We start from the raw sequence: 21794 nt of genomic DNA on the forward strand, positions 1-21794 counted from the left end.
ACGTGGCGCCCAACCTAAAACGTGTTTGGGCTTTCTTGGAAACAAGGTCGTTCTAAAAGGAGGTTTACCCCGCCTTGCGATTTTCCTTGCAGGGGATGACGCTGAGGACCGGGAACGCCGGGTGCGAAAAGGGGGCGATGCGGCGGTCCTCGACTTTTACCGACACCGCCTCGCGCTCGCGGTGCAAGGTGACCTTGGGGCCGGTGTCGAAGGTGAACTCCTGGGCGCGGGCCAGGCTTAAGTCGACCTGGCGGTTGCCGAGCTGGACGCGCAGCAGGTCGTTTTCCGTGGCCGGGTTGCCGAGCGCGAAGTCCAGGTGCAGACGGTAGTGGTTCGGATGAATGCCGCTGAAATCACAGCCGTACAGATCCGTTGTAAACGGGGCGCGGTACTCCAGGCGGAAGTTGAGGTCGTACCGCACGCCCGGCTCGAATTGGGCGTGCAACATGCCCCGCTCCCATGCCGCCGGTCGGCGCGTCCGCGTCTCCTGATCGCGCAGGTCGATTTCGGTCAGGACCAATTCACCCATGCTGCCCAGCTTGAGCGGCAGGTTGTCGCCACTCCAGAGCAAACCCTCGAAACGCACAAACTTAATCATTGAATAATGTAGGTTGTAGGATTGAACGGCGGTTTCACAGCTAATCATCGGTCCCTCCCGCGTGGTTGATCCCTATCCTAGTTCGTTTGGCGTCGGCGGGGGAAGAAGGCTTGGTTTTGCTGAGGTTAACCCGAAGTTGGTCCAGGATTCGACCCTTGCCTTCGCCTTCGCCCACGCAAAGCGGTTGCCTTGCTTTTCCCATCCCTTGATCTTTACCGGACCAAATGTTAGGTTGCGGAGGTTATGCCAAACGCTTGCTTTCGAAAAGGACCCCCAATGCTGCTGCGTCGTTGTTTTTTCTTTTCTTTAATTTGTTGCATGATGTCGCTCCTGTCGGCGACGCCGCGCTTCGTCTACCTCACCTATGAAGGTGAAACCGGTACCTCGATCACGGTCAACTTCCAGACCTTCGACGGCGGGGGCGAGAGTTGGGTATATCTCGACACCGCTTCCCGTAACGGCCAAGTTGACGCTTATACCGTGAAACGCAAGGGCAAAAGCCATAAGGTACCCGGCCTGGAGGATGGCCGCGATGTGCACTGGGTCCGTCTCGACGGACTGACGCCGAACACCACTTATTATTGTGTTGCCGGCAACCCGGAACATGGCTTTAGCAAAGAGATTAAATTTCGTACCTTGCCAGTCGACAGCGAAACACTGCGCATCGTGACCGGCGGTGATTTCGGCACCTCCCAACTGGTCGGCCGCATGTTCCGCGGCGCGGCCTCCCACGAGCCCCACCTCGCGCTTTTGGGCGGCGATATCGCTTATGCCGACGGCAGCTTGCGCAACGCGGACCGTTGGGACGCCTGGCTGAAGCTGTGGACGGAGAACATGATCACGCCCTCCGGGTATACGGTTCCGATGATGCTGGCCATCGGGAACCACGAGGTTTCCGCCCGCTACGGCGGCGATCCCAAGGAAGCGCCGTTTTTCTACAACTACTTCGCCCAGGCCGGAACCCAGGGCTATTTTCGTCGTCAACTCGGTGACCACACGGTGGTGTACGTGCTCGACAGCGGCCACACCAACGCCCATGGCGGTGAGCAGGCGCGTTGGTTGGAAAAACACATGGCCGCCGACCGCCACCAATTCAAGAACCTCTTCGCCGTTTACCACGTGCCGCTTTATCCCAGCCATCGCGTTTACGAAACCAAATACTCGGTCCTCGGCCGTCAGCATTGGGAACCTATCTTCAGCCGTTACGGGCTGACCGCCGCCTTTGAAAACCACGACCACACCTACAAACGCTCCAAACCCCTTAGCAACGGCAAAATCGACAAAAACGGGGTGCTTTACATCGGCGACGGTGCTTGGGGTCGCGGCGACCGCGGTATCGATCTGGTCCAGCGTTGGTACCTCGACAAGGTCGGCAGCATGCGCCACTACTGGCTGGTGGAAGTCGCACCCGACAACGTGGTTTACCGGGCCTTCGACAAGCAGGGCAAGGTGTTTGATGTGTTTCCAGACCGCGGTGAAGAAACCAAAAAAGCCCATGACTTTTTCCAGACGGTGACCCAGCAAATTAGCTTCGATGAGCGCCCGATGGAAAGCTCCGCGGTGTTTGTCGCCAACGAACGCTTTGACGGCGGCCGTGTCGAATTGCGTTTGCATAACCGGGAGAAGGTGGAAGCCCAGGTGACCCTTACCGTCGAAGCCCCTGCTGTCTTCGAGATCGAACAAACGAACTTTAACTTTCCGCTGAAACCGGGACGCCGTCGGGTGCTGGAAATCCCTTTGAATGTGAAATCGCCCATCGGCATTGAGTCCACGGCCTCGCCCAAAGTTAAATACAGCATGGCGTTTACCGTTGATGGGAAAACCCATGTCAACCAAAAGGAAATGGTCATTGGTTTGGAGAAACGTCGCTTGCTCAAGTTCAAAGAAATCAAGCTCGACGGTGATTTGGGTGAATGGGGCGAGATGCGCGAACCCTTCCGTGACCTCGACAAAGCAGCCTTGAACAAACACAAGCAAGGCTGGGGCGGGCCCTCCGACGCATCCTGTCGCTTCACCATGTTCCACGACCGCAAGAACGTGTTCATCGCGGTTAAGGTTCGCGACGACCGCGTGGTGGTGTCCCCCGAGGTGAAACCTTGGCGGCAAGACGGCATTTTGTTCTGGGTCGACAGTTTTCCCGGTGAAGGCGACGACGATCCCAACTTTGTGATCGCCCCCCTCGGTGACAAAGGCCTTTTGGCCGGCATTGACAACGCGCCCGAGGGCATGGACGCGATCACCACCACCACCAAAACCGGCTACCAAACCGAGATCAAGATTCCCATTGCGTTCTTCCGCGAGCGCTTGCAGGAGGAAGGCGGCGGCGGCCGGTTACGGTCGATTCGTATCAACTTCGCCTTGATCGATTTGGACCGGCCGGACGGCGAATTACGGCACTACATCTGGCGTCCGGCGTGGGAAGAAGCCGGTGACTTCGCCTGGTCCGGTGTGTATGTCATCGAATGAAGCCCTCGCCTAGCAACGAGCCGGTCACCCTGGTGACCGGTTATTACCTCGACAACTTTTTCAAAATCCTCGATTTTGTCGACCGTTGGTACGACGATATTCTCGGCCCCGACGAATGGGCGTTTTCCCGCGCTTTTCGGGCGGTGCCGCTCCCGGCTCAGCGCTTGTACGTGCGGCTGCTGATGCGCAAAGGGCCGTTTTTCCGGTGTGACAAACTCGCCTATCCCGAAATCGAGGATGTGCCCGCGGCGGTGAATGCTTTGGCCGCGGCCGGTTTGCTTCGGTGTTGTCCTTTCGATGAACCGCGCTTGGTTTTTGCGTTACTCGCCCGCGCCGAGGTCGAGGCCCTCCTCCGTGCCCATCGCGACGCCTTGCCGGAGGAAACCCCCGTTTTTCGCAAGTTGAAGAAACCCGAACTGATTGCCCTCGTCGTGACCCACCTTGATCCAAGCGCCGCCGCCACGTGGCTTCAGGCGCGTTTTAATTGGGTCGCCTTATTGGGCGAGGACGTGTTGCTGCGTTACCGCTTGCTGTTCTTCGGCAACAGCCGCCAGGATTGGACCGAGTTTGTGCTGCTGGATTTGGGGCTGTTGCGTTATGAACCGGTGGTCCTGCTGCGCGGTGATCGTTGGTTCCAATCCCGTGCCTTGCTGGACGCCTCGGTGGCGTGGCTGGAAAAGCGGGCTTTATGCGACCTGGCCATGGAAGCGGAGGACGAAGCGGGGTTGGCGGTTTTGGGCGAGGCGATGCCGCCCACCTATGACGAACGGGTCCTCATCCGCCGTCGCGACCGTTTGCTGAACAGCGTTGGGGCCTGGCTGGAGCGGCGCGGTTCGTTTGAGGCGGCCTTGGCCTGGTACCACGACTCAAGCCGACCGCCGTCCCGAGAACGCCAGGCCCGTTTGTTGGATAAACTCGGCCGACCCCGTCAGGCAATGGCGATGTGCCGCGCCCTTTTGGATGGACCCGCTACCGAGGAAGAGCGTCTCTTTGCCAACGCGTTTCGGGTGAAGGTCGCCAAAAAGTTGGGACACAGCATGCCCGCCCCCAAACGCGCCAGCTTCCCGAATCGCACCCTGACCTTGGTTCGCGACGCGCGTAAGCGGATTGAACATCAGGTGCTTGAACATCTTCAGGAGCAGGGGATGCCGGGTTTTGGTGCTGAGAATTGGTTTTGGCTCAGCGTGTTCGGCCTAATTTTTTGGGACATTGTTTATGCCCCGGTGCGCGGCGCTTTTTTTAACCATTACCAACGCGGCCCCGCCGACCTGTTCTCCAACGCCTTTTTGGCCCATCGGCACGAGGCGGTCCAAGCACGGCTTGATTGGCTTCGCCTCGGCCTACCTTGGCTGCCCCTTGCCCAGAAGGTGATGGACGAGAAATGGGGGGTCAATAATTACCTGGTAGGTTGGGATCCAAGCCTGCGCGAGCACGTCGCTCGGATTCACGAGCAGATGCACGGCAAGGCCTTGGCCGTTTTGTTTGAACGCTTGGTGACCCATCCCGGTTTGTACCGCACCGGGTTCCCCGACTTGCTGTTGTTCCCGCCCGAGGGTGGTTACCGTCTCGCCGAGGTCAAAGGTCCCGGCGACCAACTCCAGCCCAATCAACGGGGCTGGCTCAAATACTTTCAGGCCAACGGGATCCCTATTGAGGTGGTTCGGGTTGTGTGGCAGACGGCCTGACCGCTTCTCAATCCCGTCCCGCTCACGTATGATGGGGATCATCACTCCTCATCGATAAGGTCTTATGGAACATTCTCAGCTAGAGGACGCGGGTCTGCTGCCGTTGCTGGAGACGCACGCCATTTTCGGGCGGCTACCGCGTGAAGCGTTGCCTGAACTCGCGGCGCGGTTCACCTGGGTGCATTATCGCGCGGGCGAAATTTTGTGCGAATACGGCGAGCCGGGCGATTGCATGTACTTGGTCGTCTACGGTCGTTTGCGCGTCCTCAATAAGGACCGCACACGGGTGCTTGGCGAGATCGGCCACGGTGAATGTGTCGGGGAGATGTCGTTGATCACGGGCGAGACCCGGTCCGCCACCTTGCTCACCGTGCGCGATTCCGAGTTGGTGCGCCTTGATAAGCAAGACTTCGATGAGTTGGTGACCCAGTTTCCCAGCACCATGATGGGTTTGACGCGGCTGATCGTGCAGCGGTTGCGCCGTGACCTCTTGGAGGAGCGGCCCGCTTTACGGGTGGCGACCATTGCCGTGGTTGCCCTCGACCCGGATTTACCTGTTACCGAGTTCTGCGCGCGGCTCTGCCTGTCCTTGCAGCGCCTCGGTCCCGCCTGCCATCTCACCGCCGAGGTAGTCGAGGGCGAGGTCGGCTTTGGTGATGACGACACGCGTATTTCACCGCGTACCTCGGCTTGGCTGAACCAACGAGAGCACCAATACGACTACGTCCTTTACCAGGCCGGCGCGCGCGACAGCCGCTGGACCCGCTGTTGTTTGCGCCAAGCCGATTGTATTTTGTTCCTGTGCCCGTCGCGACCCCCGCGGCAAGGTGACCTGCTGATTTCGGCGTTTGAGGGGTTGGCGTCGTCGGTGCCGCGTGTTCGCAAGGAGTTGGTGTTCCTGTACCAAGGTGGTGAACAACCCAAGGGCACCGCGGAAACCTTGCGTTACCACCGCAATTACAACGCTTACCACCACTTGCATGTGGAACGACCGCGTCACTACGGCCGCTTGGCGCGGCTGCTGGCGGGTCGCGCCTTGGGCCTGGTTTTGGGCGGGGGTGGTGCGCGTGGCTTTGCGCACATCGGTGTTTTGCGCGCCCTGGACGAGCTGGAGATCCCCATCGACGCCGTGGGTGGCACCAGCATGGGGGCGATCATCGGGGCACAGTACGCGATGGGTTGGGACGTCGACCACATCCTGCAGCGCACCCGTGAGGAGTTTGTCGAGAAGGGGTCGATCTTCGACTTTACCTTGCCGATGTTGGCGCTGACGCGGGGCAGTCGGTTCCGGCGCATGGGCCGTAACCTCTACGGCGAAACCGAGGTCGAGGACCTGTGGATCCCCTACTACTGTGTCTCGACCAACCTAACCCGTGCTGAGAGTTTCGTGCATCGCTCCGGGTTGTTGTGGCGGGCGGTGCGCTGCAGTACCGCGATCCCCGGATTGGTGCCGCCGGTATTTCATCAGCGCAATACCTTGGTCGACGGTGGCTTGCTCAACAACGTCCCCGTCGACGTCATGCTCGAACAAGGACGTGGACCGGTGTTTGCCGTGGACGTTAGCCCCAATAACGAGCTCTCGGTTGAGTTCCCGGTCGATCAAGATTTTAGTCCCTGGGGGATGTTGCGTAACCGTATCAATCCGTTCGCACCGAAGTTAAGGGTACCCAGTATTCTCAATATCCTGTTACGCACGGCGATGATCTCAAGCTCAGTCGAAAAAGAAGCATTACAGAAGAAAACCGAAGCGTACTTAACGCCACCCATTGAGCGGTTCCATTTATTAGATTGGCAAGCGATTGAGAAGATTGAACAGATCGGTTATGAATATGCGTTGAAAACGCTGAGGCCTTTTCAGGAACAATTTGCCGGCAGACGACGTCGGTAAGTCGGCGTGTTTTACGGCCGGCGAATGTTTGCTAAGGTGGTGAATGGGAGAGGTTTAGGTGTTTTTGTTTGATGGAAAAGAAAAACCCTTCACCCGCGTGGCAGGGAAGGGTGGCTCGGATTGAAGCGGGCGTTTTCTTATTCGCTAACTTCAATAACCGCGTTGTAAGTACCAAAACGGTTGGGCGCTTTTTTCTCAGCTTTTGGATCAACGATCCACTCGCCATTGCTGTAGAACTTGTATTCGTGTTCGCCGACAGGGAGAAAGAGATTGATGGAGAAATGACCGGCGTCTTTTTCCTTCATGACTTTTGCTTTTTTCTTGTCGTTGATGGACCAGTCGTTGAAGCTACCGGCAACTTGGACTTCGGAACCAGGTTCGCCTTCAAAAGAAAGGGTGACCTTTTTCTTCTTAGGGGTGGCTGCTTTAGACATTGTGATACTTACCTTCCCAAATTGAAATGATGATTTTTAAATCGCGCAAACAGGACCGTACCGTCGTCGACGACCTTGGAAGCCAACGTGGGCGCGGTTTTGACGAGGTCGTCGTCAACACTGCGCATTGTAACTGAAAAGATTGGCTTTTTCTATAAAGGTCGGTTAAAAAAACTTTGATTTAAATGAGTAAGTGTTCATAAAAGCGCGCTTGATCTGTGGAAAAGTGGTGGTTTGTCATAGTATAGTTTTTGTTTGTTGTTAGATAAGTCTCTTTTTTAGAGTTGCTTGGCGTTCTTGGTGGGCGACCTTGTTGTGACCTTGATGACCTTGCCAACGACGTCGTCGACCTGGTCGAGGTGGTCGGCGACGTCGATGAAAAAAGTTGCCAACCTGGTCGGTGAGGTGGTCGGTGTGGTGGAAAAACCTTCGATTTGGCGCCCTTTTGCGCGTGATTATCCTGACCTCGTCGCCTCGTTTGACGAGGTCGGACGAGGTCGTCGTCAAGGTCGGGCAAGGTTGGTCGAGGTCGTCGACGAGGTCGGACGAGGTCGACGTCAAGGTTGGACGACGTTGGCGACGCGGTCGGGTTTGGTGGGCGTCGTTGACGACGAGGCTGGGCAAGGTCGACGCAAATCGCGGCGTCGAGGTGGGCGAGATGGGACGCGTGGCGGTGACCTGGGCCTTGAGACAAGGTGATGTGGGTGACGGGGAGGTGAAGTGGGCGAGAAAGACCGCTGACGTTGACGACGTACCCCGACGATTTCAACGCGGTTTTGGCGTCTGGGGTTTTCTGATGAAACCCCCCATTCTGTTTTTGTGCGCCAAAAAAAGAAAAGCGGTGATGAGGCCAAACCTCGATCACCGCGCTTGCAGTTGTTGCTTCAATCATCGTCAAACCATTTGCGTTCGCCATAAATCGTGCAAATGAACTACGCCCACGTATTCCTTGTCGCGGTTGGTCACAATAATTGAGGTGATCTTGTGGCGTTCCATCAACGCCAACGCGGCCACCGCCAGTTCCTCATCGCAGATGGTTTTGGGGTTTCGCGTACATACCGCGCCCGCCGTTTTGTCGAGCGCGGCCGGGCCGTGTTGCTGGATCAAGCGACGGATGTCTCCGTCCGTGATCAGGCCCAAACCGCCTTCTTCCAAGGTGACCGCGGTCATCCCGAAACGTTTGTCGCTCATCTCCAGCAGGGTTTCGCTCAAGGTCGTTGATGCCGTGACTTGGGGTTTGGCACCGCCGTGTTGCTTCAGCACCTCGGACAACAGCAACAAGCTGTTGCCCAGCTTCCCGCCAGGATGGAAGCGGGCGAAGTCGCGGTTGGTAAACCCTTTGACGTCCATCACCGCCGCGGCCAAGGCGTCGCCCAGGGCCAAGGTCGTCGTGGTGGAGGCCATCGGTGCCAAGCCGAGCGGGCAACCTTCTTCCGCGATGCGGTAACACAGGGCGACGTGCGCGTGTTTGGCCAAGGTGCTCTCTGGTTTTCCCGTGATCGCGATTAAGGTCGTGCCCAACCGCTTGACGAACTCCAGCAACGCCAACAATTCAGCGGTTTCGCCCGAGTTGGAAATGCCGATGACCGTGTCGCCGGAGACAATCATGCCCAGGTCACCGTGCAGGGCCTCGGTGGGGTGGACGAAAAAGGCAGGTGTGCCGGTGCTGGCGAAGGTCGCCGCGATCTTGCGTGCGATCAACCCGCTTTTTCCCACGCCGGTCAGGATGACGCGACCTTTGCACGCGGCGATCATCGCCACCGCGCCCTCGAAAGCATCGCCTAGGTCGGCGGCCAAGTCCTGTAGCGCCCTCGCTTCGATTTCCAGCACCTGGCGCCCGCGGGCACGACTCATGAAACAGCCTCGCGCACGGCGACCAAACGCGGCAACAGTTCCTCAAACAGCGGGAGGTTCAGTTGGTTGGGGCCGTCGCTCAACGCTTGATCCGGGTTGTCGTGTACTTCCATAAAAAAGCCGTCCACACCGAAGGCGGCCGCGGCTTTCGCCATGTAGGGAGCCACCTCGCGACGACCGCCGCTTACTTTCCCCATCCCCCCGGGCAACTGCACGCAGTGGGTGGTGTCGAAAATGATCGGTGCTCCGTGTTGGCGCATGACATACAACCCGGCGTAGTCGACAACCAAGTTGTTGTAGCCGAAGGAGGTTCCGCGCTCCGTGATCATCGCTGCCGGGTTACCCGCCTCGCGGATCTTTTCAATCGGGCGCCCCATGTCGTGGGGCGCTACAAATTGACCTTTCTTCACATTGACCACGCGACCCGTGGCCGCCGCCGCCAACAACAAATCGGTTTGGCGACACAGAAAGGCCGGAATCTGCAAAATGTCAACCACCTCGGCGACAGGTTTGGCCTGGTAGCTCTCGTGGATGTCCGTTAAAACAGGGACGTTGAATTCGTTTTTGATGCGCTCCAAAATACGCAAACCCTCGTCCATCCCGGGCCCGCGCGGTGTGTCGCCCGAGCTGCGGTTGGCCTTGTCGAAGGATGCCTTGAACACCCAGAGGAAGTTGTCCGCGTATTGCTTTACCCGTTGGCTGATGTGCTTGGCCATGGTCATCGCGTGTTGTTCCGACTCAATCATGCAGGGGCCGGCGATCAAAAGCTGGGCGCCGCCGGCACTGAAGGTTTTGCCGCCGATCTCAATGGAAAAACTCATGACAACGCCTCCTCGGTAGTGGGCTCCGCCGCGGGTTCCTGTTTCGCTTGGCTTCGGGCATGCGCGGCGCCGACGAAATCGCGGAATAAGGGGTGGGGTTGGAAGGGTTTCGATTTAAATTCCGGGTGGAACTGGCAGCCGAGGAACCAGGGATGGTTGGGCAGTTCGATGATTTCCATGAACATGCCGTCGGGTGAAATACCGGTAAAACGCAGGCCCTTCTCTTCCAGGGCGGCTTTGTATTCAATGTTAAATTCATAGCGGTGGCGGTGGCGTTCGTCCACGCTTGTCTCACCGTAAGCCCTTTGGGCAAAAGAGCCTGGCTCCATTTCGCAACGATAGGCGCCCAAGCGCATGGTGCCGCCCATTTCGTCGATGTCCACCAACTCGCGCAATTTGTAAATGATCTTAAAGCGCGGATCGTCCTCGAACTCGGAACTGTTGGCCGACTCCAGGCCGGCGACATGACGGGCGAACTCCACGCTCGCCAACTGCATGCCCAGGCAAATTCCGAAAAACGGGATCTTGGTTTCACGTGCGTATTGGATCGCGCGAATCATGCCCTCCACGCCGCGGCTGCCAAACCCGCCGGGAATCATAATCCCGTCGTAGGCGGCCAGCTCCTCCAGGTGTCGGCCCTTCTCGAAGCGGGAACTCTCCACCCATTGCAGCTTGACCTTTACGCGGTGGTGGAAGCCGGCGTGGGTGAAGGCCTCGCTGATGGACTTGTAGGAATCGGGGTAATCCACGTATTTGCCGATGATCGCGATGCGCACTTCTTTGCGATCGGAATCGATGATCCCGCTCAGGTCACGCCAACGGCGCAGGTCGGCATTACCCTCGTCCAAGTTGAGCAACTGGCAAACCAGTGAGTCCAGGTTCTGTTCGGCCAGTTTCAGCGGAACCTTGTAAATGTTGTCGACGTCGATGGCGACCTTAACCGCATCGGTAGGCACGTTGCAGAACAGCGCGACCTTGCGACGCAGGTCGTCGGGCAAGTCATATTCCGAGCGACACAACACGATGTCGGGTTGAATGCCGATGCTGCGCAGTTCTTTGACCGAGTGTTGGGTCGGTTTGCTCTTCAGCTCGCCCGCCGCGCGCAGGTAGGGAACATAGGTCAGGTGCAGATTGATCGCGTCGCCTGGGCCGACCTCCAGGCGTAACTGGCGAATGGCCTCCAAGAAGGGGAGACTCTCGATGTCGCCCACCGTGCCGCCGATCTCAACCAAAATGATGTCGGTTTCAGGGCCGGCCAGCTTCTTGATGCTGTTTTTGATTTCGTCGGTGATGTGGGGGATGACCTGCACCGTGTTGCCCAGGTAATCACCGCGTCGTTCTTTATTAATGACCTTTTGGTAGATGCGGCCGGTGGTCCAATTGTGCTGCTGGGTGGCCGTCATGTTGGTGAAGCGTTCGTAGTGGCCGAGGTCGAGATCGGTTTCCGCACCGTCGTCGGTGACAAAGACCTCGCCGTGTTGGAACGGGCTCATGGTGCCGGGGTCTACATTAATATATGGATCCAATTTTTGGATGGTGATGTTGTAGCCGCGGCTTTCCAGCAATGCACCGATGGAGGCGGCAGCCAAGCCTTTTCCAAGGCTGCTGAGCACCCCGCCGGTTACAAAGATATACTTGGTCATGTGATGTTCCTTCCTACTTTGGGTCGTCGGTGAGACCGTCGTCCGTCATGGGCTGATTGCTTGGTGACGGCGTGGTCGTCCCGAGGATGGTTTTTAATAAAGTCTCGGCGCGGGGGACGTCGGCGGGTGTGTCGACGCCGACCGAGGAATGGGTCGCGTCGCCGACATAAATTGAGCCGCCCATGTGAAGCGCGCGCAATTGCTCCAAACCCTCAATGCGTTCCAGGTCACAGGGCGGGTGGGCGACGTATTCGAGCAAAAAGGCTTGGCGGTAAGCGTAAATGCCGACATGACGGTAGGCGGGTGTTTCCGGGTGGGGAAAGGTGGGCGCGGTCATGCCGTCGTGTTTGTGGTACGGGATTGGCGCGCGGGAAAAATAAAGTGCGTGGCGGTTGGCGGCGCGCACCACTTTGACAATGTTGGGGTTAAATATGTCGTCCGCGGTTTGGAGCTGCTCGGCAAGCGTTGCCATGGGTAGGTGGGGATCGTCGCGAAGCGGCGCGATGACCGCGTTGATGTCGTCGGGATGGATCGCCGGTTCGTCGCCTTGGACGTTCACCACGATATCGCAGCGCAGACCGGCCGCGACCTCGGCAATCCGGCTGGTACCGTTTTCATGGTCGGCGCGGGTTAAGACCACGTCGCCTCCGAAGGCGCGCACCGCATCCGCGATTTGGGGGCTGTCCGTGGCGACGATGACTTGGTCGACCGCGGCGAGCCGGCAACGTTGTACCACCCATTCGATCATGGGTTTACCGAGAATTGTAGCGAGAGGTTTGCCCGGGAATCGACTTGCCGCCATTCTGGCGGGGATGATAACCGTGGCACTCATAACATGACCTCTCCCGCACGTTGCCAAAACAAAGGCACATTCTAATGGGAAAGCGGGGTTACGTCAAACGAAAGCGCGAGTTTCGGCTGTCGACCAAGGTGAGGACACTTTCGAAGCGCAGGCTGCCAGGGACTACATCCATTATTTCGGCGGCGCCCCGGGGTTCGTAACCGGCCGCGCGTAGCTTTTTCAAATCGCGGGCGAAGGTGCCGCTGTCGCATGAAAAAGCCAGCAAACTCGCCGGCCGCGCCGTTGCGATCCAATCAATAAGGATATCGCTGAGACCGACACGGGGCGGATCCAAAATCAGCCCGTCGACCGGCTGTTCCGCCAAACTTCCCTGCTTGATCACGTCTTCGGCGGTGCCGTGGACCACGGTCACGCCGTTGTGGTTGGTCAGATTGCGTTTGAGGTTGGTGATCGCGCGGGGATCGGGTTCGCTGAGGACCAGGTTGCAGGTGTCGCCGATGCCGCGCAACGCCGCGCTGAGGAAACCGGAGCCCGCGTGAACGTCCCAAATAAGCCGTGGCTGAACCTGTTGCTGGTAAGCGCGTACCTGATCCCAGAACCGCGGCCAACTTGCCGGGTTGGTTTGGAAGAATTGGTCGGTTTCCAGGGTAACCCTCCAGTCGCACCACCTCATGGTCAGGGTCGGGGTGGGCAGCCATTGTTTGCTGCTGTTGCCGCCCGCGCGCCAGCCGATCCGCGCTACTGGTAAACCACTTCTCTGTATCAGAGACAGAACTTTTTTGGGTTTTTCGGCGCGTCCTTCAAACAAAAAACAGGGATTTTTTTCATCGGGTGAACAGGCGTAAAAAATAAACCCTTTAAAAGCTGTGTCTTGGGTGATTTTGACAAGCCGCGGCAGGGCGTCGAAAACCGATGCGGGCAAGACATCGCAGGTGCGGATTGGGGCGATGCGGTTACTGCCTGCCTCGTGAAAACCGAGTTTTCCTCCGTTTACCTGGAATTTGCCGCGGTAACGCGAGTGGGGCCGTGGAAACGCGGTTATTTCCGTTTCGCTTACCGACCATTTACCAATTCGTCCACAGGTGTCGCTAAAAAATGCCGCCTTAATTGCCGCCTCGTTTTCCGCGCGAACATGACGTAACTGACAGCCCCCGCAATGGTTTGCGCTTGGGCAATCGGGGGCGGTGCGCTGGGGCGAATCGCTGAGACGGGTTGCCTCGTGCGCCCACAGACTGCCGCGCCGCTTGTGCCAAGCCTTGATGTGGTAACGTTCGCCGTCCAGCGCACCGTTCACAAAAACCACTTGGCCCTCGCCGGTGCGCGCCAAGCCCGCGCCGTTATTTAGGATTTTTTCGATAGACACTTCTTGGGGTGGCGGGAAAGTTGTCACGTTGTTGATTTCCTTGAGGGGTGAAAAGTCGGGTTCGCCGTGATCGCTCACGCCAAACAGCCTGTCTCTGGTGATTCGCATCACCATGGGCCCGGTTGTTTGTAGGAACGGTGACCCAGGTAGCCTCGCTTGGCCACGAAGTCATGTTCTCTTCAGCAAACATCTTAACCCGATCACGATCAGGATGGGTCGTGATCGGGGAAGGTGGATGGCGCCGGCGAGGCGGAAGCCCGTCGGCCACAACACTTTTTTTGAGAAAAAGTCGAATCCGGTGCTTGTGGAAAACCGTTACCGTTTGGTAACATAAGGGCGGTTAAATCATATGAACGGATGAGCAACACGCTGCCCCCTTTTCAGTGTTTTTGTCAATTAATATTGGCGACAACCTAAACTTCGCGTGGGTTTTTTGCGCCTTTGCGCCGATCCCTCGCTGGTTCCCAGAAAAAGACGACAAAAAGTTGTCTCTGTGTGTAAAGTGCTGTTTTTATTCGTGTTAGTTCCCTTGTTTTGCGTTGGTGTCTCCAAGCTGGGACCTTTTTGTATCTCAATCGGGGAATTTCGTGTGTGTTCTTTAAGATATTGAAATAAATAAGGTTAGCTTTCTTTGTTTGCCTGGTTTTCTCGACCAAGCCGCACAAAGCGCTGATTTTGCCTTGGCACGTGGGTTGCAACTTGGCGGCGGTCCGCTGTTCTGCAGTGGCTCGACCCCTCTGGGTCGGCTTGAAATCAGCCCATGCGACCCGCGTGGGGTGTATGAGGAAATCAGGAAGTCCCGTGATGCAAACAAAAGTACAAATTTGGTTGATCTCTCTCTTCCTGGTGGTTCCGGTATTTATGCTGCGCGAGCCTTCATTCTCGCCCCGTCGATTGATTTCTGAGCCCGTGTCACCGCCTGAATTTACGACCTTCGCCATGGATCGTTACGACGATCTGGCCTTCCGCATTGCGCCTTTGCTTGCGGAGCGCCGTCTGGGCCAGGACCCCCAAGCGTTACTGGATTTGGGTCAGCTCATTGTTGAGAAGTCCGTTGAAATCGATGTTCCGCCTTCTTTGTTGTTGGCGATGATTGACGTCGAATCCACCTTTGACCCGTGCGCCATTTCCGTGGTGGGCGCCAAAGGTCTGATGCAGGTGATGCCCGCCCGAATTCTGGGCAACGATCATGTGCGTTCGCGCTTTGCCTTCCGCGGTCACGAATTCTACGATCCTCACTGGAACATCCAATTTGGTGCTGATTACCTCGGTTACTTGATTGATCGTTTTGGCGACCTGGACGTCGCCTTGACCGCCTACAACCAGGGTCCCACCCGCGTCGCCAAAAAACTGCGCCGCCGCACCTTCCGCGGCAGCAACTACGCGCGCTGAGTGCTGGATCGCCAAAAAATTTACGGCACTCGCATGTAAACGCGCCGCTTTAGCCGCGGCATTCCCATTCCGGTTTGACCCCGTCGAGCCAATCGGGCGTGGGCGCGTTGCCGGGGGTGAGTTGTCGCCCGGTGACGCCAAGTGATAAGCGTTCGGTGGCGGCGGCCTGCATGGGGCGCCCTTGGAGACAACGCATCGCCGGGAAAAACACGCGGCCTTCTTTTAGGAAATAGCGGGTTAGCCTTTCACCCGCGACCAGAACTTGGCTTCTTGTTCTTTGATGCGCGCCTTGATCGGCCCCATGTGCGCGTGACACAGGGCGATGGCGAGCGCGTCGGTGACATCGTGGGGTTTGGGATCCTTTTCGAGCTTGAGCAGGATTTTGACCATTTCTTTGATTTGCGTCTTCTCGGCGCGTCCGAAGCCGGTGATCGCTTTTTTGACCTCGGTGGCCGCGTACTCCGCGACCGGGAGGTTGTGCCGTGCCGCGCACAACAAGATCACCCCGCGCGCGTAGCCGAGGACCAGGGTCGACTTGGCGTTTACCCCGTGGAACACCTTTTCCAGGGCCATGGCGTCGGGTTTGTGGCGGGTGATGAGTTCTTCAAGGGTATCGGCGAGCACCACCAAGCGCTCGCCGATGTCCTCGATTTTTTGAAGGCGGATGGGGCCGGCTTCGATCATGGCGCTGTGGTTGCCGCGGCTGTTGATCAAGCCGAAACCGGTGATGCGTGAGCCGGGGTCGATGCCCAGAATAATCAAGAGAGCGCGGCCTCGTCGAAGTCGGCGTTGTTCCATACGTTTTGAACGTCGTCGCAGTCGTCGAGTTTTTCCATCAGACGCATGACTTTTTCCAGGGTTTCGCCTTCTACTTGAATGTGGTTTTGGGGGAGCATTTCCCATTTGGCGGATTCAACTTCAAGGCCTTGTTCTTCTAAGGCGTCGCGAACGGCATGTAGGTCCTCGGGCGCGCTGATGAAGGCCCAGAATTCGCCGCCGTCTTCGATGTCCTCGCCGCCTACTTCCAGACAGATTTCGGTAACGTCGTCCTCGCTGCGTTCGCCCTTGGGCGAGGTTAAGTAGCCTTTTTTGTCGAATTGCCAGGCGACGGAACCGGATTCACCCATGTTGCCGCCGGCTTTGGAGAAGATGCTGCGGATTTCGCCGGCCGTGCGGTTGCGGTTATCGGTGAGGCATTCCACGATAAAGGCGGTGCCGGCGGGGCCGTAGCCCTCGTAGTGAATTTCTTCGAGGGTGGCGGCGTCGGCGGCGGTTGATTTATCGATGGCGCGTTTAATGTTGTCCCCTGGCATGGAAATTTTGCGGGCGGCCGCAATCGCGGCCCGCAGGCGGGGGTTGGCGTCGGGGTCGGGTCCGCCCATTTTCGCGGCGACGGTAATTTCCTTGGCCATTTTGGTAAATACCTTGGCTCGTTTCGAATCTTGTCGCGACTTCCGGTGTTGAATATTGGCCCACTTACTATGACCTGCCATGATTGCTCCTTGCGTGAACTGTCGCGTGGGTGGGTTCTCCACGGGGGGGGCGCCGTGCCTTGCGGCAAAATCGGGGCCCTGTGCGCATCCGAACCGGGGGGTGTCCGCGGGTTCGGGCCGGGTCGCCGAAAAGGTGGGAGCCCGGTGATGAAAAAGCGCGAACGCGACAGGTAATTCTATCGCAGCAAGTCTAGCCGATGGGACCGTGTTTGGACAAGGATAGAGGGGATGCTTTGCTTGGGTTGATGGGGGTTTTGTGAATTTAGCTTGGGTTGGTATTCGTTTCTTCTCTTCGGATGTGAGGATGAAGAGAGGATGGGCGGCGGGGATTTCGACCCTCTGGCCGCCCAACGGTGTTGGGCTGGTGGGATCGCGCATGGGGATCATGCCGTCGCTTCGAAAAAGAAAATGCTCAGTCACAATGAACGGGCCGGGGGGATCAAGCCCACCAACGATTCCCGGGGTGTTGTTCCCTTGGGATTAGCAGCATCCTTGACCAATCGGCTTATGGCGCTGATTGGGGCTGACGCCTACGAGGAATTACTGGAACCGCGAAACAGGAGGCTCGTCGGCCGGCTTGATGATAGCGCCAACGCCGATTCCTCAAGGACCCCTCCAGGAAAATTAGCCCGCATGTCTCACAAGGATTCGTCGCGAGAAGCAGAAAGCCTTGTGAGTACGAAGATTGCGACCGAGAGACGGCGCAGGGGTCCGACCATTCGGCGTAGCAGCGCTACGGCGAAGGCGGCTCGACCGAGTAATGCGGAAGGCCGCCCCCTCGTAATCGCATGGGTTTCGGCTTCGTAGCAGAATTCCTTGTGAGAAATGCGGGTTAGGTCCCTCCCGCCGCTGCTTCGCCGCGGCGGGGCCCTCCCATTTTTCCTTCCGTTTGCTTCGGTATGATGCGGGCGGTTTTCCGCCTCTGCTGGAACCCTGGATATGGACGATAGGTGAGAGGAACAACGCGGTGACAGTCATGTACAAACGCGTGGCTTTATGAGGTTTGTGGTGTAGCGGTCAGGCCAAAGTGAATAAGGACAACCGAAGTGACGGCCTTATCCGCATGCGCGATCCGTCTTAAAGGGGAAACCGAGAGCGCCGCCATCCTCGTTAAATCATGCGATCCTGAGAAATACCGAATACCACGCACAGCCAATCGAGAACACAAAGCCAATCGAGAACACAATGCCAATCGGGAGCGCAAAGCCAATTAAAAACGCTACCCCATCAAAAACATCCCCAAACAAAAAGCAACGAGCCGATAAGGGGGTCGGCTCGTTGCAGGGGGCGGATGGCGTTGGCGGGAGATGGGGCTTACCCGGCCAAAACCTTCTCGCGTGGGTGCCGTTCAGCCAACATGCGTTTCTGCATTTCACGATCATCTTGTGAGAAGACCAAAGGTGAAGACAGACTGCTGTGGCCCATGAACTGTTGGATGTACCGCATGTCCAAACCGCTTTCCATCAACATTTGATGCAGGGTGTGACGGAAGGTGTGCGGGGTAATTTTTTGCGTGATCCCCGCCTTGGCGGTGTACTTCTCCACCAGAATCCGAATGGACTGATCGGAAATCTTGCGGTTGTGTTTGTTGATAAAGAAAAAGTCTTTGTTCTTTAAATCGTGCTGGAAGGTGCTGCTGTAGTGGTTGAGCGCCGCCTGGGTTTTTTCAGACAAAATGGGGATGGTGCGCGCGCGGTTGCCGGTGCCGCGAATTTTAATGGTGTTGGTTTCCAGGTTGATGTCGCTTTTCTTCAGGTCGGACAGCTCGGAAACACGCATGCCCGTTGACAACAACAGTTCGAAAATGGCGATGTCGCGAATTAACACTTTGCAGGCAAACAAACTGGTGCGTTTCAGGGTGTCGCGCTGTTCGTAAAGGTGCTTAAAAAGCAGTTCCAAATCACCGATACTTAAAAGCGAAGGGGCGACTTTTTCTTGTTTGATCTCAACCTTGATTTTGCGCAGCGGGCTGACAACAATTTTTTCGGAGAACTCGAGGAAATTAAAAAAGGCACGCAGGGTGGCGACCTTGCGTTTGATCGTTTTGGGCTTCACACCCGAGTCGAGTTCTTCTAAATAATCGCCCAGGATGTTTTTGTCGATATTCACCAGCTCGAGTTGCTGGTGATTCCGACCCAAATACTCAATAAACTGCTTGAGGTCGATGCCATAGGCTTTAAGGGTTTTGTCGCTGAGCTTCTTCTCGTGACGGCAATAATGTAGAAAATCGTCATTGGCTTTTTGGACTGACTGCATGATGGTGCTCCGGCTCATTCTGCTGCTGCGTTCATGGCGACCCGCCGCCTGATCCTGCTCGCGACAATGGGTGAGCTTTAGGTACTGATACTCGGACACTGAGATCGCTGCCATGGGTCTATCTTTAAGTGCACTCATTGTGGCTACTCCTTTCAAACAGGGTGTCAGACATTTCAGCTTGCCGGCGGCATTGGAATTGAGAATGGGGGGCCTGGCTGGTGAGTCGGAATCGCCTGGTGAGGCGGGGGCTGTCGTGGACTCAATAAAGACTGAAAGTTGCTGAACGGGTCGCTTGGTTCGCGAACGATACGCGTGGGTTCTGACGTTATTTCTGACGTCGAAAAATGACGTCTTTTGACGTCAGGTTTGTGGAAGGGAAAGGGATACATGGGCTTTGGGCGAAAACGAGATCGCCCCTGGTTGGGGTGGCAACGGTGCGGCGGAACCGTTGGTGTTTTGCTAAGGTGTTGGTTTTAGAAGGGGTGTGGATTGTAAATGTTTTTGACGTCAGGTTTAGGGCTGGATACCTTCGGCCGTTTGGGACATCCCGGCACCCAAGTGGGTGTCCGCGTTGTGTCCGTCCAATGCCCGCGCTGAAGGGGCTGTAGCGTGGGTCTTATCCTTCAATTGCATTTGGGATGCCAGTTTCTGCTTTGTCCCACGAATTAACCATCCCAACTTCACCTGATTCCTGGTATTCTGCTTGACTTCCACCCTGAGCTCGCGGTTTTCACCAAAACCCGCACACGGGGGCCGACCGCGACAGACGGCCTTTTCCGTGAGATCCCATCCATGTCCTTATCTCCGCCGTTTGGTCCGGCTGGTTCGATAAGCCGCCGTGCCGCGGTTGCATTGTGGGGTTTTGGTGAAAATCGCGGCTCAGCGCCGCGCTTGCGGAGCCACCGTTAGCAATTTTTTTCGCCTCGATGTGGGCGCTGATTCACCCGCCGCCGATGGCTGCGGCGGCCTCACCATGAATAATGAAGGAGTGCGTTATGTCTCAAGAGCTGGTCCAAACCGCCAATGCGTTGGTAGCCAAAGGAAAAGGGATTCTGGCTGCTGATGAAAGTTTTCCGACCATTGCCAAACGCTTTAAGTCGATTGATCTTGAGTCGACGGAAGAAAATCGCCGCGACTACCGCCACATGCTGTTTACCGCCCCTGAATTTGCCGACTACGTCAGCGGCGTCATTCTTTTTGACGAAACCTTGCGTCAAAACGGTCCCGACGGCAAACGCCTCGCCGAGGTGCTTTCCGACAATGGGGTGATTCCAGGTATCAAGGTTGACAAAGGCGCCAAGGACTTGGCCGGCTTTGCCGGTGAAAAAGTAACCGAGGGCTTGGACGGTTTGCGTGATCGTTTGAAAGCGTATTACGAACTCGGTGCCCGTTTCGCCAAATGGCGTGCCGTCATCGATATCGCGCCCGGCATTCCCACGGCGTATTGCTTGGAAGCCAACGCCCACGGCTTGGCGCGTTACGCTGCACTTTGCCAAGAAGCCAACATTGTACCCATCGTTGAGCCCGAGGTTCTGATGGACGGCGACCACGACTTGGCCCGCTGCCAAGAAGTGACCGAGGCCGCTTTGACCGCCGTATTCGCGCAGTTGAACGCCCACAAAGTCTTGTTGGAAGGCATGTTGTTGAAACCCAACATGGTGATTTCCGGTAAAAAGAACGGCAACCGCGCCGGTGTTCAAGAAGTGGCCGCGGCCACCGTGGCGACCCTTAAGCGTTGCGTTCCCTCGGCTGTTCCCGGCATCGTGTTCCTCTCCGGCGGCCAATCCTCCGTGGAAGCCACCGCGCACCTGGACGCCATGAACAAAATCGGCGACTTGCCTTGGGCCCTTTCGTTCTCTTACGGCCGCGCGCTGCAAGAAGACGCCTTGCAGGCTTGGAAAGGTTCCGCCGACAATGTTCCTTCCGCCCAAAAAGTATTTAACCACCGCGCCAAAATGAACGGCGCCGCCGCTGTTGGCGAATACAGCGAAGCCTTGGAAGCCGGTGCCTAAGCCGACGCTTTTGCCAAGTTAACTCTCGGTCGGGTCCCTGTTGTCGGACCCGACCTTTTCTTTCTCGAGGCCATGCCGGTTACGGTATGGTCTTTTTTCGTGTCTGGGGCGCGGGATTGGGTACAATGGTGCCTTTGTGGCGCCTCGCCCGCTTTTCCTCAAACCATCCGTCGCGGAAATGGGTGAAGAAGGCGGGTTAGGAATGAAACCCAAAAGGGGCTTTGGTATGGCCAAGAAGAAAAAAAACAAAGAATCCAAGCCGGAAAACGAAGCCGCGTCTTCCCCGGCTAAGTGGTTGGTGCCGCTTCTCGTTGCGGTCGCAGCCGGGGTTTTTGTCACTTTATTATTGGGTCCCAAAGAAACGGTAATCGCGGCGGGCTCAGGCAACTGGTCCTACAAAGTGGTGCAAAAGTTTCGCCACGACCCCGGTGCTTATACCCAAGGTCTGTTGGTCCACAACGGTGTCCTGTATGAAAGTACCGGTCTGCGTGGCCAGTCCAGTTTGCGGCGGGTCGATTTGATGTCAGGTATTGTTCAGCAGCACCTTGACTTGGACAAACGCTATTTTGGGGAGGGTCTCCATTTCCACCGCGGTGTGCTCATTCAGCTCACCTGGCAGGCGGGTGAGGCCTTGGTCTACAACAATGAGACCTTCGCGCATTTGCGGACCCTTCGCTACGAGGGACAGGGTTGGGGTTTGACCGGCGACGGCAATCAAATGGTGATGAGCGACGGCAGCGATGTGCTGCGATTCCGTAATTCGAGCGATTTTTCCGTGGTTCGTGAAGTCAAAGTAACCGAAAACGGCAAGAAGGTAGACAACCTCAACGAGTTGGAATGGATTGAGGGGCGCATTTGGGCCAATGTTTACGGGACCAACGATATTGTGATGATTGAGCCGGAGGACGGTCGGGTGGTCGGCCGCTTGAAGTTAAACGGCTTGCTTCAGCGCGAGGACCGCAACGGTCGCGAGGATGTGCTGAACGGTATTGCCTATGATCGCGCCACCAAAGCAATTTATGTGACAGGTAAACGTTACTCATACCTTTACCAAATTGAAGTAACCGAGCCGAAACCAAGAGGATAA

At 57.0% G+C, this 21794-nt stretch carries 17 protein-coding genes; 6 read left to right on the forward strand and 11 right to left on the reverse strand.

From position 1 onward, the window contains the following. Nucleotides 1–64: 64 nt before the first annotated feature. Nucleotides 65–646 (reverse strand): hypothetical protein, encoded by a 582-nt coding sequence (locus J3U88_RS03585; protein WP_207856791.1) that lies wholly within the window; start codon nucleotides 644–646, stop codon nucleotides 65–67. A gap of 270 nt (nucleotides 647–916) precedes the next feature. Here J3U88_RS03585 and J3U88_RS03590 point away from each other — a divergent pair, with 270 nt between their 5' ends. The 3 genes from J3U88_RS03590 to J3U88_RS03600 all read left to right on the forward strand — a co-directional run bounded on the left by J3U88_RS03590 (nucleotide 917) and on the right by J3U88_RS03600 (nucleotide 6637). Continuing rightward, nucleotides 917–3064, forward strand: coding sequence for a fibronectin type III domain-containing protein (locus J3U88_RS03590; RefSeq protein WP_207856793.1), 2148 nt, complete (start codon nucleotides 917–919; stop codon nucleotides 3062–3064). Continuing rightward, nucleotides 3061–4749, forward strand: a complete 1689-nt coding sequence (locus J3U88_RS03595) for a VRR-NUC domain-containing protein (RefSeq protein ID WP_207856795.1) — start codon at nucleotides 3061–3063, stop codon at nucleotides 4747–4749. The genes J3U88_RS03590 and J3U88_RS03595 overlap by 4 nt, the downstream gene beginning before the upstream one ends. 64 nt (nucleotides 4750–4813) lie before the next feature. After that, a complete protein-coding gene (locus J3U88_RS03600) occupies nucleotides 4814–6637 on the forward strand; it encodes a patatin-like phospholipase family protein (RefSeq protein WP_207856797.1) in 1824 nt (607 codons plus the stop codon). Nucleotides 6638–6774: 137 nt separating this feature from the next. Here J3U88_RS03600 and J3U88_RS03605 read toward each other — a convergent pair whose 3' ends face one another. From J3U88_RS03605 to J3U88_RS03630, 6 genes are all read right to left on the reverse strand, one after another. Continuing rightward, nucleotides 6775–7071 (reverse strand): glycogen-binding domain-containing protein, encoded by a 297-nt coding sequence (locus J3U88_RS03605; protein WP_207856799.1) that lies wholly within the window; start codon nucleotides 7069–7071, stop codon nucleotides 6775–6777. Nucleotides 7072–7965: 894 nt separating this feature from the next. Beyond that, nucleotides 7966–8925 carry a KpsF/GutQ family sugar-phosphate isomerase gene (locus J3U88_RS03610; RefSeq protein ID WP_207856801.1) on the reverse strand — a complete coding sequence of 320 codons (960 nt, stop codon included), beginning with the start codon at nucleotides 8923–8925 and terminating at the stop codon, nucleotides 7966–7968. Continuing rightward, complete coding sequence (kdsA, locus tag J3U88_RS03615; RefSeq protein ID WP_207856803.1) at nucleotides 8922–9746, reverse strand: 3-deoxy-8-phosphooctulonate synthase; 825 nt, start codon at nucleotides 9744–9746, stop codon at nucleotides 8922–8924. Before kdsA ends, J3U88_RS03610 begins: the two co-directional genes overlap by 4 nt. Next, nucleotides 9743–11389 (reverse strand): CTP synthase, encoded by a 1647-nt coding sequence (locus tag J3U88_RS03620; protein ID WP_207856805.1) that lies wholly within the window; start codon nucleotides 11387–11389, stop codon nucleotides 9743–9745. The genes kdsA and J3U88_RS03620 overlap by 4 nt, the downstream gene beginning before the upstream one ends. 13 nt (nucleotides 11390–11402) lie before the next feature. After that, entirely contained in the window at nucleotides 11403–12221 is an 819-nt protein-coding gene (gene kdsB / locus J3U88_RS03625; RefSeq protein ID WP_207856807.1) for a 3-deoxy-manno-octulosonate cytidylyltransferase, read from the reverse strand. A gap of 58 nt (nucleotides 12222–12279) precedes the next feature. After that, nucleotides 12280–13632, reverse strand: a complete 1353-nt coding sequence (locus J3U88_RS03630) for a TRAM domain-containing protein (protein ID WP_207856809.1) — start codon at nucleotides 13630–13632, stop codon at nucleotides 12280–12282. 726 nt (nucleotides 13633–14358) lie between these two features. On the opposite strand from J3U88_RS03630, the gene J3U88_RS03635 reads away from it, so the two are divergent. Then, nucleotides 14359–14946, forward strand: coding sequence for a lytic transglycosylase domain-containing protein (locus tag J3U88_RS03635; RefSeq protein ID WP_207856811.1), 588 nt, complete (start codon nucleotides 14359–14361; stop codon nucleotides 14944–14946). A gap of 49 nt (nucleotides 14947–14995) precedes the next feature. Here the strand turns inward: J3U88_RS03635 and J3U88_RS03640 are convergent, their stop codons facing one another. The 4 genes from J3U88_RS03640 to J3U88_RS03655 form a co-directional block, all read right to left on the reverse strand. Then, nucleotides 14996–15157, reverse strand: a complete 162-nt coding sequence (locus J3U88_RS03640) for a hypothetical protein (RefSeq protein ID WP_207856813.1) — start codon at nucleotides 15155–15157, stop codon at nucleotides 14996–14998. Between the two features lie 26 nt (nucleotides 15158–15183). After that, nucleotides 15184–15708: a crossover junction endodeoxyribonuclease RuvC gene (gene ruvC, locus J3U88_RS03645; protein ID WP_207856816.1), complete on the reverse strand. Its 525-nt coding sequence runs from the start codon at nucleotides 15706–15708 to the stop codon at nucleotides 15184–15186. Beyond that, nucleotides 15705–16439, reverse strand: a complete 735-nt coding sequence (locus J3U88_RS03650) for a YebC/PmpR family DNA-binding transcriptional regulator (protein WP_207856818.1) — start codon at nucleotides 16437–16439, stop codon at nucleotides 15705–15707. Before J3U88_RS03650 ends, ruvC begins: the two co-directional genes overlap by 4 nt. 1314 nt (nucleotides 16440–17753) lie before the next feature. Continuing rightward, nucleotides 17754–18809: a tyrosine-type recombinase/integrase gene (locus J3U88_RS03655; protein ID WP_207856820.1), complete on the reverse strand. Its 1056-nt coding sequence runs from the start codon at nucleotides 18807–18809 to the stop codon at nucleotides 17754–17756. Between the two features lie 881 nt (nucleotides 18810–19690). Here J3U88_RS03655 and J3U88_RS03660 point away from each other — a divergent pair. Further along, the gene (locus J3U88_RS03660; protein ID WP_207856822.1) at nucleotides 19691–20707 is read left to right on the forward strand and encodes a class I fructose-bisphosphate aldolase; all 1017 of its coding nucleotides are present in this window, start codon (nucleotides 19691–19693) and stop codon (nucleotides 20705–20707) included. A 226-nt stretch (nucleotides 20708–20933) separates the two neighbouring features. Continuing rightward, nucleotides 20934–21794: a glutaminyl-peptide cyclotransferase gene (locus tag J3U88_RS03665; protein WP_207856824.1), complete on the forward strand. Its 861-nt coding sequence runs from the start codon at nucleotides 20934–20936 to the stop codon at nucleotides 21792–21794.

Origin of the sequence: Acanthopleuribacter pedis (assembly GCF_017377855.1) — a bacterium.
Lineage (GTDB): Bacteria > Acidobacteriota > Holophagae > Acanthopleuribacterales > Acanthopleuribacteraceae > Acanthopleuribacter > Acanthopleuribacter pedis.

What these genes read in the sequence shown, in the direction of transcription:
- kdsA (WP_207856803.1), bottom strand. Translation starts at nt 9,746, where the DNA reads ATGAGTTTTTCCATTGAGATCGGCGGCAAAACCTTCAGTGCCGGCGGC.
- J3U88_RS03635 (WP_207856811.1), top strand. Translation starts at nt 14,359, where the DNA reads ATGCAAACAAAAGTACAAATTTGGTTGATCTCTCTCTTCCTGGTGGTT.
- J3U88_RS03620 (WP_207856805.1), bottom strand. Translation starts at nt 11,389, where the DNA reads ATGACCAAGTATATCTTTGTAACCGGCGGGGTGCTCAGCAGCCTTGGA.
- J3U88_RS03600 (WP_207856797.1), top strand. Translation starts at nt 4,814, where the DNA reads ATGGAACATTCTCAGCTAGAGGACGCGGGTCTGCTGCCGTTGCTGGAG.
- J3U88_RS03655 (WP_207856820.1), bottom strand. Translation starts at nt 18,809, where the DNA reads ATGGCAGCGATCTCAGTGTCCGAGTATCAGTACCTAAAGCTCACCCAT.
- J3U88_RS03605 (WP_207856799.1), bottom strand. Translation starts at nt 7,071, where the DNA reads ATGTCTAAAGCAGCCACCCCTAAGAAGAAAAAGGTCACCCTTTCTTTT.
- J3U88_RS03650 (WP_207856818.1), bottom strand. Translation starts at nt 16,439, where the DNA reads ATGGCAGGTCATAGTAAGTGGGCCAATATTCAACACCGGAAGTCGCGA.
- J3U88_RS03665 (WP_207856824.1), top strand. Translation starts at nt 20,934, where the DNA reads ATGGCCAAGAAGAAAAAAAACAAAGAATCCAAGCCGGAAAACGAAGCC.
- kdsB (WP_207856807.1), bottom strand. Translation starts at nt 12,221, where the DNA reads ATGAGTGCCACGGTTATCATCCCCGCCAGAATGGCGGCAAGTCGATTC.
- J3U88_RS03585 (WP_207856791.1), bottom strand. Translation starts at nt 646, where the DNA reads ATGATTAGCTGTGAAACCGCCGTTCAATCCTACAACCTACATTATTCA.
- J3U88_RS03660 (WP_207856822.1), top strand. Translation starts at nt 19,691, where the DNA reads ATGTCTCAAGAGCTGGTCCAAACCGCCAATGCGTTGGTAGCCAAAGGA.
- J3U88_RS03610 (WP_207856801.1), bottom strand. Translation starts at nt 8,925, where the DNA reads ATGAGTCGTGCCCGCGGGCGCCAGGTGCTGGAAATCGAAGCGAGGGCG.
- J3U88_RS03590 (WP_207856793.1), top strand. Translation starts at nt 917, where the DNA reads ATGATGTCGCTCCTGTCGGCGACGCCGCGCTTCGTCTACCTCACCTAT.
- J3U88_RS03595 (WP_207856795.1), top strand. Translation starts at nt 3,061, where the DNA reads ATGAAGCCCTCGCCTAGCAACGAGCCGGTCACCCTGGTGACCGGTTAT.